The sequence below is a fragment of the Treponema zioleckii genome (assembly GCF_014737315.1).
Taxonomy (GTDB): Bacteria; Spirochaetota; Spirochaetia; order Treponematales; family Treponemataceae; genus Treponema_D; species Treponema_D zioleckii.
Genome location: NZ_JPUF01000027.1, coordinates 13,686 through 29,541, shown reverse-complemented (window position 1 = coordinate 29,541; position 15,856 = coordinate 13,686). Strand labels below are relative to the sequence as shown.

Sequence of the window (15,856 nt, the reverse complement as noted above, 5' to 3'; positions counted from 1 at the left end):
TTATTTAATTAGGGCACCTGAAAACTCACATTTTCGAATGCCCGTCAGACAATTTTTTAATATCTTACTGCATTGGAATCAGAATAATCTTTAAAAAGCTTGAGACAGTCTTCCCTTCCGTATTCTTCTTGCTTCAGAATGTCTGTCTTGCCATGAAAGAAATCATAGAATTTTTCGTCCCTAAAGCCAATCGAATCTGTATCACGCTGATTACAGCCATAATAAACATGATTTATGTTTGACCAAAGGATTCCGCCAAGACACATAGGACAAGGTTCCGCAGTGGTGTAAAGCTCACAGCCCGACAAATCATGCGTGCCAAGATTTTTACATGCGTCACGGATAGCTTCCATTTCGCCGTGGCAAGTCGGGTCTTTATTCAGAAGAACTCTGTTATGTCCCCTGCCGACTACAACGCCATCTTTGACGACCACCGAGCCAAACGGACCACCTTCCTTATTTTTGATTCCGTCATAGGCTTCGCCAATCGCCTGCTTCATAAAATCCATATAAATTTTAACCTCTTAGAATTTTTATTTTTTCTCTAAGCTCTGCCTTGAATTCGGCCGTTGTAAAAGCCGCATCCACAGAATTCAAAAGCATTCGCTTTTCATCATCTTCATTTATCCCAAACTTTTCCTTGACGTATTTTAGCTCATTTTGCAAATCAGTTCTGCAAATCGCAGGGTCATCCGTATTCAGGGTGACTTTTACGCCAGCTTCCAGAAATTTTTTTATCGGATACTCGTCCATATTTTTTACGGCACGAGTCTGCCTGTTGCTGGTAGGACAAACTTCAAGCGTAACACCGTTCTTAACGACCAAATCGACGATTGAAGGATAATCCGCAATGCGCACCCCGTGACCAATCCTCTTTATGCCGTTTTCGACCGCAAAACGCACGTTTTCGGCACTGCCAGCTTCCCCAGCATGAACAGTCATAGGAATATTGAATCCACGGATTTTTTTCATTTCCTCTGCAAACATTTCTGTCGGATACGGGAATTCGTCGCCAGCCAAATCAACAGCCACAATTCCCTCGTCCGCGACGAGATATTTTTCGGCAAGTTCTATAGTTTCCATGTTACGCGAGATTTGGGCTTTTGTCCGCTCGCCTCGCATAAGACACAAAATCAAGTTCGTATGCAAATCATCTTTTTCAAGACCATCCAAAGCCGCAAGAACAACGTCTTCCTGCGAAAGACCTTTCTGGCAATGGAGCTGAGGGGCAAACCTTAACTCAAGATACAAAATTCCCTGTTTTTTCATGTGTTCCTGAACAAGCTTTACGGCCGCAGAAATCGATTCTTTTGTCTGCAAGAGCGAAAGCGGGAATTCAAAACAACGCAAAAATTCGTTTAAATCAGAACAGTCACCGTCAAGCGAAATCAGATTATCAAATTCTTCGTCAGTATAATTTGAAACATCAATGTCCTGCATCGACGCAAGTTTTTTCGCAATATCCTTTGTAATGGCACCGTCCAAATGGCAATGTAAATCAATCATAAAAACCTCTCAAAAAATTTGCTGATTTCCCATGTAATATAATAGAATCAAATTGGAAAAAACTCTACAGTGTAGCTTGCAGAAAAAATCACCGTAAAGCTGTAAAAAGCACAATCAATTGGAGAAAATATGATTTTTAACATTTTGGCACAGACGCTGGGCTTTATAGGAGCACTCTGTCTACTCCTCTTCGGAATGAGTATGCTTTCCGACGGAATTCAAAAAGGTGCGGGAAAAGAACTCCAGCGGCTTCTCGGAAAAATCGCAGGAAACCGTTTTACGGCACTTCTTACCGGAATCGGCATTACTGCAATCGTCCAGTCTTCTGGTGCAACAACTGTAATGGTAGTAAGTTTCGTAAACGCGGAAATTCTTACACTTAATCAGGCGATAGGCGTAATTTTCGGCGCGAATATCGGAACCACGGTAACAGCGTGGATTGTGTCCTTCTTTGGATTTTCGTTCTCGATTTCTGCCGCCGCAATCCCGATTTTTGGAATCGGATATCTAATAAAAAAATTCAAGCGACTGAAAATTCATAACTTTGCAGATTGTTTTATGGGCTTTGCCCTCCTTTTTATGGGACTCGACCTTCTAAAAGCTTCACTTTCGTTAAATCCTTCTTCCGCAGAAATTCTAAAAAATCTTTCATCACTAAAAACTTTTGGACTTTTTGTTGGCGTATTAATCGGTGCTTTCATAACCGCATTAATCCATTCATCATCCGCAACTACGGCAATCGTACTCACAATGGCGGCAAACGGCTCGCTTAGCTGGGAACTGTCCGCCTCGCTCGTGCTCGGAAGCAACATCGGCTCAACGATTGATGCCGTAATGTCCGCAATAGGGGCCTCTACAAACGCAAAACGCACCGCCCTTGTCCATGTTGGATTCAACACGGCAGGCACGTTTATTATCCTGTGCTTCTTTAAACCGTTTTTGGCCCTCGTTGACTCAATCGTTCCAGGCACGCCAGAAACTGCCATCACGACGCACATTGCAATGCTGCACACGATTTTCAATTTCCTTGCAACGCTGATTTTTCTTCCGTTCGTTAACCAGATTGCAAGTCTTAACAAAAAAAATAATAAAAGATTCGGAAAAAGAAGCGGACGCACACTACACGCTTCCAGCCATTTTGCCATCAAATCGCGCAAACGCAGAAATTTACACCTTCCAGATTCAGAAGGAGATTTCAAAAATGAGCGTGCGCGTAATGGAAATGATGGACATGATAAGCATTCCTTTTGCTTCGCAAGACAATGCCGGCGAAAAAACACTGGAAGTCGTGGACAAAATAAAAGCCTCGGAAAATTATATAGATGAAATGAATGAATCAATCACAAACTTTCTTCAAAAAGTTTACAATCTTCCGAACGCAACTTCCGAAGAACGCAAGAAATTCTCAAATCTTATAGCCATAACAGACACGCTCGAAAACTTGAGCGACGAATGTGATGCCATCATGCACAATCTTACAAAATATCTCTCAAAAGCTTCTCAAAAAGATTCTGCGATGCGACTCACCGAGGTTTCTGAATATTTTGCCAGCGTAAAACTTTTCTTTGAACAAGTCTGCATTTATTACGCAACGGGAATTAGCGAAAGCCAAAAAGATCACGGCAAAGACTTTGAAAGCAAAATCAACAAAAACAAGAAAAGCCTCAAAAAAGCTTCGAGAAAGCGCATAGAAAGTGGTTCTGACGTAAAAGCGGAGCTTGCCTACATTGATTTGGTTCGTAAAATCGAAAAAGCCGGTGACTGCGTTTACACTCTGATTCGAGAACTTTAATTTTAAGTAACAGATTTTCAACGCAATTTGATTTTTTCTATTCAAAAACTGACGCGCGTTGAAAATCTGTTACTCACTTAAGCAAAAATATTCAAAATTCTAAAAATTATCTAAATCTATCCAAAAATTCTTCCGATAAAGCACAAATCTTTCGTTGTGCAAGTTTTCTTGAAATTCTGTGGAAAACTAAGTAACATTTATTCAACGATTCTTATTTTTGGTAACAAGATTGCAACGTTTTTTCACAAAGTCACATTTTTACAACGCTTGTCAACAATTTTTTGTGGAAAACATCGATTTTAGGTAACAAAAAAACAACAACGTGGATAATTATATTTCCTTATTCTATAAGGACTTACATAGTTCTCAAAATATAGCGTCACATTTTCTCAACGACTAAGTAACACTTTTCTTACTTTCTTCTATATAAACAAATAGAATTCAAATAGTTTTTAAAACCAAATAGTAAGTCCGAAACAAATGATGATAAACGTTGTCTTTCTGTTACTCACTTGTTTCAGACTTTTGAATTTAGAGTGTTGAAGTTACAAGAACATATCTTGTATCATTCTCCAAAATTACAGGCTCAGACTTTGAAATTGTAATTCCAGAATTGTCCTGGGCAATTGAAACATTAAGATTCTGATAATACTTCTTTTTTATAAGATTTATTTGTTCTTTTATTGTGTTCCAATTAACTCGCTCTTCTGACTCATAATTGTTTTCTTTTAGTGGCAAAAACTGATTCACCAATGCACTTCGCTGAATAAAAACAGGTTCATCGGTAAGCGAATTGTTTTTGTAAACGAACCAAGCATACAAATCCTTTCCGACTGCGCTGCTAATTTCTTTGTAAGCGGTGTAATCAATTGGTACTGAATGGACTTGAGAAAGCTGCCTGAATTTTTCAGAAAGAATTATTGTAATTCCAACGCTCTTTCGGTCACGGCCCTTTTCCTTCAAATCAATGTATTGCATTGACTCAAAAAAAGGTACGATTCCCGTAGTGAACTGAGTTGCAGTCACTTCACCGTCCATTTTTTCGCCGTCCTCATAAAAATCTTTGAACAAAAGTTTTTGAGTCACTTTAGTTCGCTTTTCCTTAAAGACGAACGATGCTCCGGCAAAACATTCTAGCTGCTCTTTTATATCTTTTCCGCGCTGCTTTGGAAGCTGCAATTCATCAAGAAGTTCCTGGAGTGTTCTGTACGTCAAAGTTACAGGTCCGTCATTCTTGGAATTTTTTTCGATTACTGCGTGAGTCGTCAGAATCGAAAGCAAAAGCCTTCCATACCGCCCAAAAGGAACTTTTGAGTCGCTTGTGAGACGAAGGATGATATTGTTGTATTTTCGCTCAAAAACAGGTTTATTAACGTCTTTGAGCGGAAGTGCCGCCGCAATAAACGGGCTTGCAAGATAACCCCGGAATCTTGGTTTTACTTCCTCGTGCTGTTCCATAAGTTCTGGGAACAGTGTGTTTTCTGTACTCATAAAAATCCGCCTTAGTTGCTCTGCCGCTTGTAGCCGTGAGGCGTTAGTACAACATTGCCGTTTTCCACTTCTTCTTTAAAATAATCCATCGCGCAGATAACAAAGTGGTTCATCGAAACTTGCTTTAGAGCGCAGAAAGATTTGAACAATGCTCGTTCACCTTTTGCCATCGTAATGATGAATCGTTCTTTTGTGTCCTTTACGTTGTCTTTTGGAAGCTCTTTTGAATTTTGCGTTGTCTGGGCGGAAGTTGCAGAAACTTTTTTTGGCGTTTCCACGGCTGCCGCAGGTTGACTCGTTTCTTCACGCTTGAAGTTTCCGCTGATTGCGTCTGCTAAAGGGTCTTTTTTTGTTGCGCCGGTATTAAAATTTAATGGTGCTTTCATTTAGTCATTTCCTGAATAATGATATTTAAAGAATCTTGGGTTTCTTTTCTAGGCGGCATGTCCTGTACGCTCTTTTTTAGAATTTGAGCTTTTACGAATGCCGTATCGGTCGGTACCGTAAGGAACTGAGTGTCGTCAAAATTCTTCATGAAATTCTCTGCGAAGAGAGACTGAAATTTCATTCGTTTGTCCTGCTGGTTCAAAATGACGAACGAGATTTTTTCGAGAAGGTCGTCGCATCGAATGTCTTTTGTGGTTGTCATAAGATTTTCGATGAGTGTCTGGAATCCGTCTGCCGAGAACTGGTCAAGTTTTAGTACAGGGATGATTACGCTCGCACTGTTTGCGATTCCCTTTTACAAAATCACCGAAGGCCGGCGACGTGTCAAAAATTACGAATTCAAAGTCATTCAGTTTCGGAAAGATTTCGTCAACGAAGGCGTAGTAATTTCGCGTGTTTGAGGCATAGCCCTGCAAGCTTCCGTTGATTGCGAAAGTTGGCATTACAAAAAGATTTTCTGTGATTGACGGAGTGATGCAGTCTTCTACACTCACCTTTTTGTTAAGAACGTCTGCGATTTCATATTTAAAATCCTTTGCAAGCCAAGCTGAAGAATTTCCCTGTGGGTCACAGTCTATCAACAAAGTTTTGTGACCTTTTTTTGCAAGTTCAATGGCGCAAGAAACACTTATAGAAGTTTTTCCGGTTCCGCCTTTTCGATTAAGAAAAACGAAAGATTTTCTCATAGTTTTCTCCTTTTTGAAAAAAATGTCATTTTTTAATTTTAGGATTTGAACATTTTTCCATAATGATATAAAGATATTTTGATATTGAAAATGATGTAAAATATAATATCAATATATCATAAATTATATCGTAAATTATATCAAATATGATGTTTAATTAGATATATATATATCAATATGTGTAAAATGATATAATGATATATAGAAAATCGATTTTAAGCGATTTTCTAATTTTTTGCCATGATGTATGTCGGGGAAGTCGTTTTGCATCGATTCTGGGCAATTTTTGAATTTTTTTTAGGTTTTTGAGACCTTTATTGGTAGACAGAATAAAATCGATGATTTTGAAGTTTTTTTAGCCGAATTGTTATTCTGTCTACCGTTGAAAAACTGTTACTTTATGTTTTTGGAGGCGGAGTTTAGGCACACTTTACGTTGAAAAAGTGTTACTCAAATTTTGGGGTGTTCTCAAAAACTCTTTTATATCGGCTCGACGGAAAAATTCTTTCGGCATCATTTTTGTCACCGTTTATGATTTTTTGGCTACCGTCGGAAAAATCGATTTTGCAGCTTGGACTTCCGTCATCATTTTTAATTTCTTCTATATTTATGATAGATTTTTTGCTTGGACGTCCGCCTTTTTTTCCGTTCTCCCGGACTGCCGAAACTTTTGCTGCACTTTTTGATTGGCCGCCGAATTTTTGTCCAATATATGCCATGTTTGAAGCCGAGTCGATTTTGTAGGCAACGTCTGAAATCGAGTTTGCGATTTGAAGAAGATTTTCTTTTAGGTTTTCAGGATTTTTACTTACGGCTATCGCATGGATTTTTGTTACTGCGTCATCAAGAATTGATTTGCATTCTTCGAGTGTCGGTGTTATTTTCATGAATGCATTATAACCTATCTGCTTTGGTTGTGATAGATTTCGATGTTACTGAAATCCGAATGAGGACAATTTAAAAATCTGTTCAGTATGATTATAATGTTTTTGGGCGGTAAAGCTTTTGAAGTTTATATTTATATCAAAAGTGATATAAATATATCATTTTTGATATGTTTGCAATGAGGTGTGATATGACTCAGGACGAAAACGTAAAAATCCCGGCAGAAATGCGAGATAAAATTATTATCCAAACTAGTTTGGTTGGTATTGCCATGAATGTCTTTTTGGCAGGTTTTAAAGCCGCGGTCGGATTTTTTTCTAATTCAATTGCGGTGATTCTTGATGCGGTGAATAATTTTTCTGATGCGCTTTCTTCGCTCGTGACTATAATCGGAACAAAACTTTCTTCAAAGGCTCCTGATAAAAAACATCCTTTGGGATATGGCCGAATCGAATATCTTAGCGCGATGATTGTTTCTGCAATCGTGCTTTATGCGGGAATTACGAGCGCGGTTGAATCTGTAAAAAAAATCATACATCCTGAAACTGCCTCATATTCAGTTTCATCACTAATCATAATTGCCGCCGCAGTTTTTGTAAAAATCTTTCTTGGACTTTTTGTAAAATCCCGGGGAAAGAAAACTTCTTCGGGTGCGCTCGTCGCTTCTGGCGCGGACGCTCTTTTTGACGCGATTCTTTCGGCTTCTGTTCTTGCCTCTGCGTTGGTTTATAAATTCGCTTCAATTTCGCTTGAATCGTACGTTGGCGTTTTGATTTCGGTTTTTATCATTAAGTCTGGTTTTGAGATGATGATTGAAACGCTGGATGATATTTTGGGACGGCGTGCGGACAAAGCGACTGTTCTGAAAATCAAAAAATTGATTGCCTCGGAAGAGGGCGTGCGCGGTGCTTTTGATTTGATTTTGAATAATTACGGACCTGACAAAAATTATGCCTCGGTTCACATTGAGCTTCCAGATTCTATGACTGTAAGCGAGGTTGACGTTCTTACCCGAAAAATAGAGGCGAAGGTTTATAGGGAAACGGGTGTGATTCTTACTGGCGTGGGAGTTTATTCCTATAACACAAAAAATGATTTTTGTGCGTCAATCAGAAATGATGTCCAAAAAATCGTTCTTTCGCATGACTGGGCTTTGCAGATGCACGGATTTTTTATTGACCAGGAACAAAAATCAATGCGTTTTGATGTAGTTTTTAGTTTTTCTATTGAGGCGGGGGAGGGGCTAAAAATTCTAAAAGCTGCTCTCAAAGAAAAATTCCCTGATTATCAGTTTGAAATTGCGGCTGACGTTGACATTTCCGATTAACCCGCTTAAAAGATGAATAAAATTTATTTTCGTTGAAAAAGTGTTACCTAAATTTTGTAGCACTTTTTTATACGCTTGATTTTAAGTAACAGAAAATCAACGAAAAAAAACTCTTGTTGAAAATGTGGAGAGTTTTCTTGTTTGTTTGTAAAAAATATTTCTGTTGATGAATGTATTATAGAAGAAAATATTGAGCTTTGTGTGCAAGGGGCTGAACATGGCTTTTCAGTAAAAAGCGATTTTGAATTGAAAAAAATAAAAAAAATTAGTTTTTTTTCAATTTTTTATTGACAATAATTTGTTTGTTCTATAATATAAATCTCACCTTCTAACGAGAGGTTGTGAATGTCTCCTTCGTCTAGTGGTTAGGACATCGGGTTTTCATCCCGACAACAGCAGTTCAATTCTGCTAGGAGATGTAAAGGCTTGAGCCAAAAATTGGTTCAAGCCTTTTTTTTGTCTGCCTGTATTTTTATTGTTAGAATATGCTAACTTCTTTTCTTTATTTAGACTATATGATATATTGAATTTATATTTAAAACTTCCAGGGGGAATTTTATGAACAAAAATTATTTTGATTTGAAAGGCCAGGTAGCTTTGGTAACTGGCTGTTCTACAGGTCTTGGCGTTCAAATGGCAAAAGCCCTTGCAAGTCAGGGGGCGAAAATTGTTGCGCTGGCCCGACGAAAAGAAAAAATTGATGCCGTTGCAGCTGAAATCACAAAAGATTATGGAGTTGAGACTCTTGCTGTTCAGTGCGACATTACAGATACAGAGCGTGTAAATGCCGCTGTTGATGAAGTTATGGCAAAGTTCGGAAGAATTGACATTCTTATAAACAATGCTGGAACTGGTGCGGTTGCTCCTGCAGAAGACATTACCGACGAGCAGTTCAACGGCGAGATGAACGTTGATCTTGCAGGAACGTTCAAGGTTGCACGGGCAGTTGCAAAAAAGGCAATGATTCCTGCAAAATACGGAAGAGTTATCAACATTGCGTCAATGTATGGTCTTGTCGGAAATAAAATCGCGGGGTCTGCGCCGTATCATGCTGCGAAGGGCGGTGTAGTAAATCTTACGCGTGCGCTTGCTGCTGAATGGGGAAAATATAAAATCACTGTAAATTCCATTTGTCCTGGATATTTCTACACTCCGCTTACAAAAGAAACGTTGGATTCAGATTTCTTCCAGCAGAATGCGCGCACGATGATTCCTATGGAGAGATACGGCAATGAAGGGGAACTTGACAGCGCTGCAATTTTCCTTGCAAGTCCGGCTTCAAGCTATGTTACTGGCGTAAACTTGCCGGTTGATGGCGGATACACTTGCATGTAATTTTTTATAATTTTCTTGAATAAAGATTTTAGGCACGGAAAGTTGATTCTTATCTTCTTCCGTGTCTTTTTTTTAAATTTTCATTGTTTTTTTGTAAGCGGATATTAACAAAAGTTAGAATAAAATATAGAATAGTTCCCGAAAATAATAAAAGTTAAATATAGCTAATAAAAGTTGTTTATCTATTATTTACAAGGAGTTGGGTTTGATTCCGTTGGTATTTTCGAAGATTGGGGAAGACCAAATTATAAGAAAAATCGGAGGAAATGCAGATGTCAAAAGGCATTTGGAAAATCTCGGATTTGTGGTAGGAGGGACCGTTACGGTCATAAATTCTCTTGCAGGAAACGTAATCGTAAAAGTAAAAGAAAGCCGTGTTGCCATTAATGAGGATATGGCGCGTCACATAATGGTTTGAAAAATAATATGGAGGTACAAAATAAATGAAAACATTGCGTGAATCAAAGATTGGCGAGACTGTCAAAGTTGTGAAAATTCACGGTGAAGGTGCTGTAAAACGCCGCATTATGGATATGGGCGTTACAAAAGGTGTTGAGATTTATGTGCGAAAAGTGGCTCCTCTCGGTGACCCGATTGAGGTTACTGTTCGCGGTTATGAGCTTTCTCTTCGCAAGGCTGATTCAGAAATAATTGAGGTGGAATAGGAAAAACTGTCCTTCCGAATTCGAGTCGGAATCTATGCTTTGACTTCGTTCAGCAACCAAAATGGTGAGATAAAGTCAGCATGACTAAAATTATAGGAGAATAAAAAAATAATGTCAGAAAATATTCGTATTGCACTTGCAGGAAATCCGAATGCAGGAAAAACCACGCTTTTTAATGCGCTTACAGGCTCGAATCAGTTTGTTGGAAACTGGCCTGGAGTTACTGTAGAAAAAAAAGAAGGCAAACTCAAAAAACATGACGGAGTAGTCGTAACTGACTTGCCAGGAATCTATTCGCTTTCGCCATACACGCTCGAAGAAGTTGTTGCGCGAAATTATTTGGTTGGTGAGCGACCTGACGTAATTTTGAATATAGTTGACGCTACGAATCTCGAAAGAAACTTGTATCTTACGACGCAACTCGTGGAACTTGGAATTCCTGTTGTAATCGCGCTGAATATGATGGATTTGGTAAAAAAGTCGGGCGATAAAATCAACACCGAGGAACTTTCTCGTCAGCTTGGCTGTAAAATTGTAGAGATTTCGGCTCTTAAAGGAACTGGTGTAATGGAAGCTGCCGAAGAGGCGATTAAGGCTGCGGGCGAGATAAAAACTGTTCCTCAGCACACGTTCTCTGGTCCTGTTGAGCACGCGATTGCTCACATTGAAGAAGCTGTGGTTCATTCTCTTCCAGACGAACAGCAGCGCTGGTACGCGATTAAGGTTTTTGAGCGCGATGACAAGGTTCTTGAATCGCTCAAACTTGACAAGGCTTCGCTTGAACACATTGAGACTGATATAAAATCTGCTGAGAAAGAACTTGATGATGATGCCGAAAGCATTATCACTAATGAGCGATATGTTTACATTGCGGGAATATTGAAGTCAAGTTACAAAAAACATGATTCGGGTATTCTTTCACAGTCAGATAAAATTGACCGAATCGTAACGAACCGCTGGCTTGGTCTTCCGATTTTTGCGGTGATTATGTTCTTTGTTTATTGGCTTTCGATGGTTGGAATTGGTGCTAGTGCAACAGATTGGGCTAACGACGGACTTTTTGGTGATGGCTGGCATTTGTTTGGAATAGGTTCTTCAGCTTACGAGGAGGCCGCTGAAGAATACGGCGACACACCTGCTATTCTTGAAGCTCTTGAAGCTGGCGAAAAAACTTATGTTACCGTTGATGATGAAACACTTGAGACTTCTGACCCGATTGAAATTACCGACGAAGTTGCAGCTGAAGCAAAATCGATGGCAGAAAAATATGGCGAAGAAGGACCGGATCCTGCTTCTTACGGTGTGTGGGTTCCAGGAATTCCGGTTTTGGTTGGAAATCTTCTTGAAAAACTTGGAACTTCTGAATGGCTGAGCGGACTTATCCTTGACGGAATTGTTGCCGGCGTTGGTGCGGTTTTGGGATTCGTTCCTCAAATGCTCGTTTTGTTCCTTTTGCTTGCGTTCCTTGAAGCTTGTGGTTACATGGCTCGAATCGCTTTCGTCCTTGACCGAATCTTTAGAAAATTTGGATTGTCTGGAAAATCATTCATTCCGATGCTCGTTGGCACTGGTTGTGGCGTTCCTGGAATTATGGCGAGCCGAACAATCGAAAATGAGCGTGACCGCCGAATGACTATTATGACGACTACATTCATTCCGTGCGGTGCTAAGGTTCCGTTCATTGCAATGATTTCTGGTGCGATTTTTGGAGGCTCTGCTTGGGTTTCAACATCAGCGTATTTTATTGGAATGGCTGCGATTATTATTTCTGGAATCATGCTCAAAAAAACAAAGATGTTCTCTGGAAATCCAGCGCCGTTCGTAATGGAATTGCCTAGCTATCACTTGCCGACAGTTGGAAATGTTCTTCGTTCAATGTGGGAACGTGGTTGGTCGTTCATCAAAAAGGCGGGATCAATCATTCTTCTTTCGACAATCGTTGTTTGGTTCACAAGTTTCTTTGGATGGACTGAAGAAGGATTTGGAATGCTTGCAGAAGACCAGCTTGATTCATCAATCCTTGCAAAAATCGGTTCTTGCATTGCATGGATTTTTGCTCCGTTGGGCTGGGGAAACTGGCAGGCAGCTGTAGCTTCGATTACAGGTCTTGTTGCAAAAGAGAATATTGTTGGTACGATGGGTATTTTGTACGGAAGCGGCGAACTTACTGCTTATCAGGCATTGGCTCAGGCATTCACAACTGTTACAGGATTCTCGTTCCTTGTATTCAATCTTTTGTGTGCACCTTGTTTTGCTGCAATTGGTGCGATTAAACGCGAGATGAACAACGCAAAGTGGACTTGGTTTGCAATCTGCTATCAGTGTGGTTTTGCATATTTGATTTCGCTCATTGTGACTCAGTTCGGAAATCTTTTTGCCGGAAACGTAAATGTTGTGGGATTGGTTTTTGCAATCGCTTCTGTTTGTGTGATTTTTTACATGCTTTTCTTTAAGAAATACAGCGAGGCTACAAAACTTACTGCGAATGTCGTAAAATAACTTTAGGAGGGAAAAATGGGAAATATCATTGTTGGAGCCATTTTGTTGGCTGTTGTTTGTGCCATCATCTTTAGGCTTGTAAAGAACAAGAAGACCGGAAAGTCGTCTTGTGGTTGCGGTTGTTCAGACTGTGGTTCGGCATGTAATTGCCACAAGGACTAATGTGATTGTGAAGATTATCGGGGAAGCCCCCGATAATGACATTTTTTAGATGACAGTGCAAAACAGACTTTTTGTGTGATCATTGAACCTGTTGAAATGACATTATTCGCTAAAAATAGTGGTTTCGACAGGCTCAACCATCTTTGTTAAAAGTTCCTTTTGCTCTGACTTTCAAAAATTGGATGCTCTGTGCAGACAATAAAATGCCTTCTTAAATCCGTAGCAGTGCTTGTTGCTGCGGATTTAAAAGCGCCTGCAAGATGCCCCACCAAAGGATAGTTTTTCTTCCGGAAAAAATTGCAGGGAACGCTAAAATAAAATTTGAAGCTTCAAAGTTGCATTGTGGCATTCCTGAACGTTTTTTTTAGTGAAGCGCGAGGTTTTTCGATAGAAAAAATCGCGGGAAACGCTAAAATAAAATTTGAAGCTTCAAAAGGTGCTTTGTAGCGTTCCTGACGTTTTTTAGTGAAGCGCGAGGTTTTTCGATAGAAAAAATCGTGGGAAACGCTAAAATAAAATTAAAACTTTCAAAGTTGACTTATAGCGTTTCCCTTAGTTCCCTTTCGCAGGGAATTCTGCTTGAATCTTTGCGATGTCTGCTTCGGTTGCTTTTACCCAATACTGAAAAACTTTGATTGGACCGAATGTTCCTGCCATTGCGAGGGTAGGTGCTTTGGCGGTGAATCCTTTGTTTTTCTGCCCTGGAGCCAAATATTTTATGATGCAGCCGTAATCTTTTCCGCTGCCTGGGTCAATAATTGTTCCCTTGCTCCAGTTTCCGTCTGATTCTTTTTTCATGTTGTAAATCCATGGGGTTCCGACAGTCTTCATTTTGCTTACATCTCCGGCAACAGGAAAGCCCTTGTAGCTTTTTTTGCAAGCCCACGCGGTTACGTCTTGCGGATTGTCAACAACGGCGGCGATTGTTCCGTAGAGAACGTTGTTTTTTTCGTAGATTCTCCAAACGGCCGTGGTTTTTCCAGTTTTGTCGTCAACGCTCTTCCAAAGACCAGTTGCAGGGTCTGCGGCAAAAATGCATCCCATCGTAACGAATAATGCAGCTACTGCTGCCAAAAACTTTTTCATAAAAGCCTCCATAGTTTTATTTGATAGTATCACTATCAGTATGGTATAGCTTATATCATCTGTCAATGTTTTTTTCCTTTTCATACCACCTGCTTGTCGTTTTGTAAGTGACAATTTCTCTGGCAAACTGTGCTATAATTTTCATATTGACATATCTAAATAAAAAAAGGGGATTTTATGGGAAGAATAGAAAATATTGCGGTTTTTGAGGATTCTGTAAATTTGTGCGAAAAGACTCCGCGGCTTATTGAAAGCATAAAAAATTCTAGAAAAAGTCAAATTTTTATTGGCGAAAATGACTCCGTGCCGGACGGAAGCAATACTGCTCGTTTTGAAAGCGAAGCAAAAATCATTGTGAGTAAAAAACGCACTTTTGAGGCGGCTCAGAATTATGCAGGCAAGGGCGACAAAGTCTGCGTCTTGAATTTTGCGTCCGCTTCGAATCCTGGTGGTGGGGTTGTGAACGGTTCTGGTGCGCAAGAAGAATGTCTTTGCCGTGTTTCAACTCTTTACTTTACGCTTGATACCGACGAAAACTGGAAGCGATTTTACATGCCACACAGGCAGAGCCGAAATCCGCTTCACAACGACGACATTCTTTACACGAGCGACGTTATTGTTTTTAAGACTGACGAGCGGGAGCCTGAGACAATGGATGAAAGCGATTGGTACGATGTTGATGTTCTTACCTGCGCGGCACCGAATCTTCGCGAGCGGCCGAGCAATTCATTCAATTCGGGCGATGGCGACGTGCATTTGATTCTTAATGATTCTGAACTTGAAAAACTGCACGAAAAACGCGATTCAAGGATTTTTGACGTTGCCGTTCAGCAAGGCGTGGACGTGCTTGTTTTGGGAGCGTTCGGCTGCGGTGCGTTCTGCAACAACCCGGCTGTAGTTGCCCGCGTGATGATGGCACTCTCAAAAAAATACTCCCGCGCGTTCAAGGTGATTGAATTCGCCGTGTACTGCCCACCTTACGACGACTCGAATTACAAAGAATTCGCAAAACAGGAATAGAATTTTTTGGATGGATTTTGCGGAGAGTTAAAGTGTGATTTGAAATAATCAAGAACAGCTTTTGTACAAACCAATTTATATGTTGCCTTTTGTTTTTGAGGATTTTTTATAATGAACAATGAAAACTTTCACCTATTTTTTTGACATCGACTGCGTGTTGAGCGTAAACGGCGAGTGAGCCAAAAAAAACGGTGGCTTTTGCCACCGTGCAAATGTTAGAAATTTGTTTTTGAGACTTCAAAGAAACTCTGCGGATGCTTGCAGACTGGGCAGACATTCGGAGCTTTCTTTCCGATTACGATGTGACCGCAGTTTCGGCATTCCCAGATTGTGTCGCCGTCTTTGCTGAATACCAAATCCTTTGTTACGTTGTCAAGGAGTTTTCGGTAACGTTCTTCGTGACGTTTTTCAATGGCTGCGACCATTTTGAAAAGCCCTGCGATTCGGTCAAAACCTTCTTCTTTTGCGACTTTTGCAAAATTTTCGTACATGTCTGTCCATTCGTAATTCTCGCCGTCGGCTGCATCTTTTAGGTTGTCAGCGGTAGAAGGAACTTCTCCGCCGTGCAGTTCTTTGAACCAAAGTTTTGCATGTTCTTTTTCGTTTGCAGCAGTTTCTTCAAAAATTGCTGCGATTTGTTCAAATCCATCTTTTCGGGCTTTGCTAGCATAGTAAGTGTATTTGTTTCTAGCCTGAGATTCTCCAGCAAATGCTGCTAGCAAGTTTTTTTCTGTTTGAGTACCTTTCAATTCCTTTTCCATTGACAGCTCCTTGAAATAATCTTATTCAAGCATATTGGGGTAAAATTAAAAAAGCAAATAAAAAATTGTTACCGAAGGAAGACGTTAGATTTTTTATTGACTCAAAATATAAATTACGGTAAATTAACTTTCGATGACAACGAGGTCACAGAAAATCCTAGGTTTCTGTGACCTTTTTTTATTCTCGAATAATG

19 protein-coding genes and 1 tRNA gene are annotated in these 15,856 nt (G+C 39.9%); 11 read left to right on the top strand and 9 right to left on the bottom strand.

Annotation, left to right across the window (positions count from 1 at the left end):
* Window positions 1-56: 56 nt before the first annotated feature.
* Window positions 57-509 (bottom strand): nucleoside deaminase, encoded by a 453-nt coding sequence (locus JI65_RS08655; protein WP_197971927.1) that lies wholly within the window; start codon window positions 507-509, stop codon window positions 57-59.
* Window positions 510-516: 7 nt separating this feature from the next.
* Complete coding sequence (gene add / locus JI65_RS08650; RefSeq protein ID WP_191015279.1) at window positions 517-1,506, bottom strand: adenosine deaminase; 990 nt, start codon at window positions 1,504-1,506, stop codon at window positions 517-519.
* A 129-nt stretch (window positions 1,507-1,635) separates the two neighbouring features.
* On the opposite strand from add, the gene JI65_RS08645 reads away from it, so the two are divergent.
* Window positions 1,636-2,832, top strand: a complete 1,197-nt coding sequence (locus JI65_RS08645; protein WP_242457201.1) for a Na/Pi cotransporter family protein — start codon at window positions 1,636-1,638, stop codon at window positions 2,830-2,832.
* Between the two features lies 1 nt (window position 2,833).
* The gene (locus tag JI65_RS17380; RefSeq protein WP_242457200.1) at window positions 2,834-3,298 is read left to right on the top strand and encodes a hypothetical protein; all 465 of its coding nucleotides are present in this window, start codon (window positions 2,834-2,836) and stop codon (window positions 3,296-3,298) included.
* Between the two features lie 531 nt (window positions 3,299-3,829).
* Here JI65_RS17380 and JI65_RS08640 read toward each other — a convergent pair.
* From JI65_RS08640 to JI65_RS08620, 5 genes are all read right to left on the bottom strand, one after another.
* Window positions 3,830-4,789 (bottom strand): replication protein RepA, encoded by a 960-nt coding sequence (locus tag JI65_RS08640; RefSeq protein ID WP_191015277.1) that lies wholly within the window; start codon window positions 4,787-4,789, stop codon window positions 3,830-3,832.
* A gap of 11 nt (window positions 4,790-4,800) precedes the next feature.
* Entirely contained in the window at window positions 4,801-5,175 is a 375-nt protein-coding gene (locus JI65_RS08635; RefSeq protein WP_191015275.1) for a hypothetical protein, read from the bottom strand.
* Window positions 5,172-5,438, bottom strand: coding sequence for a hypothetical protein (locus JI65_RS08630; RefSeq protein WP_191015272.1), 267 nt, complete (start codon window positions 5,436-5,438; stop codon window positions 5,172-5,174). Before JI65_RS08630 ends, JI65_RS08635 begins: the two co-directional genes overlap by 4 nt.
* A gap of 43 nt (window positions 5,439-5,481) precedes the next feature.
* Window positions 5,482-5,922, bottom strand: a complete 441-nt coding sequence (locus tag JI65_RS08625) for a ParA family protein (RefSeq protein ID WP_191015270.1) — start codon at window positions 5,920-5,922, stop codon at window positions 5,482-5,484.
* A 446-nt stretch (window positions 5,923-6,368) separates the two neighbouring features.
* Window positions 6,369-6,809, bottom strand: coding sequence for a hypothetical protein (locus JI65_RS08620; protein ID WP_191015267.1), 441 nt, complete (start codon window positions 6,807-6,809; stop codon window positions 6,369-6,371).
* 188 nt (window positions 6,810-6,997) lie between these two features.
* Here JI65_RS08620 and JI65_RS08615 point away from each other — a divergent pair, with 188 nt between their 5' ends.
* From JI65_RS08615 to JI65_RS08580, 8 genes are all read left to right on the top strand, one after another.
* Window positions 6,998-8,134: a cation diffusion facilitator family transporter gene (locus JI65_RS08615; RefSeq protein WP_191015265.1), complete on the top strand. Its 1,137-nt coding sequence runs from the start codon at window positions 6,998-7,000 to the stop codon at window positions 8,132-8,134.
* Between the two features lie 141 nt (window positions 8,135-8,275).
* Window positions 8,276-8,425, top strand: coding sequence for a hypothetical protein (locus JI65_RS08610; RefSeq protein ID WP_191015262.1), 150 nt, complete (start codon window positions 8,276-8,278; stop codon window positions 8,423-8,425).
* A gap of 56 nt (window positions 8,426-8,481) precedes the next feature.
* Window positions 8,482-8,553: transfer RNA gene (locus JI65_RS08605), tRNA-Glu, on the top strand.
* Between the two features lie 139 nt (window positions 8,554-8,692).
* Window positions 8,693-9,469: an SDR family oxidoreductase gene (locus JI65_RS08600; protein WP_191015260.1), complete on the top strand. Its 777-nt coding sequence runs from the start codon at window positions 8,693-8,695 to the stop codon at window positions 9,467-9,469.
* Window positions 9,470-9,674: 205 nt separating this feature from the next.
* Entirely contained in the window at window positions 9,675-9,887 is a 213-nt protein-coding gene (locus tag JI65_RS08595; protein ID WP_191015258.1) for a FeoA family protein, read from the top strand.
* A 25-nt stretch (window positions 9,888-9,912) separates the two neighbouring features.
* Entirely contained in the window at window positions 9,913-10,134 is a 222-nt protein-coding gene (locus JI65_RS08590; RefSeq protein ID WP_191015255.1) for a FeoA family protein, read from the top strand.
* A gap of 111 nt (window positions 10,135-10,245) precedes the next feature.
* Entirely contained in the window at window positions 10,246-12,633 is a 2,388-nt protein-coding gene (gene feoB, locus JI65_RS08585) for a ferrous iron transport protein B (RefSeq protein ID WP_191015253.1), read from the top strand.
* Window positions 12,634-12,648: 15 nt separating this feature from the next.
* Window positions 12,649-12,795: a FeoB-associated Cys-rich membrane protein gene (locus JI65_RS08580; protein WP_191015250.1), complete on the top strand. Its 147-nt coding sequence runs from the start codon at window positions 12,649-12,651 to the stop codon at window positions 12,793-12,795.
* A gap of 552 nt (window positions 12,796-13,347) precedes the next feature.
* Here JI65_RS08580 and JI65_RS08575 read toward each other — a convergent pair.
* Window positions 13,348-13,881, bottom strand: coding sequence for a DUF2147 domain-containing protein (locus tag JI65_RS08575; protein ID WP_191015248.1), 534 nt, complete (start codon window positions 13,879-13,881; stop codon window positions 13,348-13,350).
* A gap of 177 nt (window positions 13,882-14,058) precedes the next feature.
* Here JI65_RS08575 and JI65_RS08570 point away from each other — a divergent pair, with 177 nt between their 5' ends.
* Complete coding sequence (locus JI65_RS08570; protein ID WP_191015245.1) at window positions 14,059-14,901, top strand: TIGR02452 family protein; 843 nt, start codon at window positions 14,059-14,061, stop codon at window positions 14,899-14,901.
* Window positions 14,902-15,116: 215 nt separating this feature from the next.
* Here the strand turns inward: JI65_RS08570 and rbr are convergent, their stop codons facing one another.
* Window positions 15,117-15,662, bottom strand: a complete 546-nt coding sequence (gene rbr / locus JI65_RS08565) for a rubrerythrin (protein WP_191015242.1) — start codon at window positions 15,660-15,662, stop codon at window positions 15,117-15,119.
* Window positions 15,663-15,856: the final 194 nt, after the last annotated feature.

Bases quoted from the DNA above. Each gene is read 5' to 3' on its own strand.
- JI65_RS08655 (WP_197971927.1), bottom strand. From the start codon at position 509: ATGGATTTTATGAAGCAGGCGATTGGCGAAGCCTATGACGGAATCAAA.
- add (WP_191015279.1), bottom strand. From the start codon at position 1,506: ATGATTGATTTACATTGCCATTTGGACGGTGCCATTACAAAGGATATT.
- JI65_RS08645 (WP_242457201.1), top strand. From the start codon at position 1,636: ATGATTTTTAACATTTTGGCACAGACGCTGGGCTTTATAGGAGCACTC.
- JI65_RS17380 (WP_242457200.1), top strand. From the start codon at position 2,834: ATGAATGAATCAATCACAAACTTTCTTCAAAAAGTTTACAATCTTCCG.
- JI65_RS08640 (WP_191015277.1), bottom strand. From the start codon at position 4,789: ATGAGTACAGAAAACACACTGTTCCCAGAACTTATGGAACAGCACGAG.
- JI65_RS08635 (WP_191015275.1), bottom strand. From the start codon at position 5,175: ATGAAAGCACCATTAAATTTTAATACCGGCGCAACAAAAAAAGACCCT.
- JI65_RS08630 (WP_191015272.1), bottom strand. From the start codon at position 5,438: ATGACAACCACAAAAGACATTCGATGCGACGACCTTCTCGAAAAAATC.
- JI65_RS08625 (WP_191015270.1), bottom strand. From the start codon at position 5,922: ATGAGAAAATCTTTCGTTTTTCTTAATCGAAAAGGCGGAACCGGAAAA.
- JI65_RS08620 (WP_191015267.1), bottom strand. From the start codon at position 6,809: ATGAAAATAACACCGACACTCGAAGAATGCAAATCAATTCTTGATGAC.
- JI65_RS08615 (WP_191015265.1), top strand. From the start codon at position 6,998: ATGACTCAGGACGAAAACGTAAAAATCCCGGCAGAAATGCGAGATAAA.
- JI65_RS08600 (WP_191015260.1), top strand. From the start codon at position 8,693: ATGAACAAAAATTATTTTGATTTGAAAGGCCAGGTAGCTTTGGTAACT.
- JI65_RS08590 (WP_191015255.1), top strand. From the start codon at position 9,913: ATGAAAACATTGCGTGAATCAAAGATTGGCGAGACTGTCAAAGTTGTG.
- feoB (WP_191015253.1), top strand. From the start codon at position 10,246: ATGTCAGAAAATATTCGTATTGCACTTGCAGGAAATCCGAATGCAGGA.
- JI65_RS08580 (WP_191015250.1), top strand. From the start codon at position 12,649: ATGGGAAATATCATTGTTGGAGCCATTTTGTTGGCTGTTGTTTGTGCC.
- JI65_RS08575 (WP_191015248.1), bottom strand. From the start codon at position 13,881: ATGAAAAAGTTTTTGGCAGCAGTAGCTGCATTATTCGTTACGATGGGA.
- JI65_RS08570 (WP_191015245.1), top strand. From the start codon at position 14,059: ATGGGAAGAATAGAAAATATTGCGGTTTTTGAGGATTCTGTAAATTTG.
- rbr (WP_191015242.1), bottom strand. From the start codon at position 15,662: ATGGAAAAGGAATTGAAAGGTACTCAAACAGAAAAAAACTTGCTAGCA.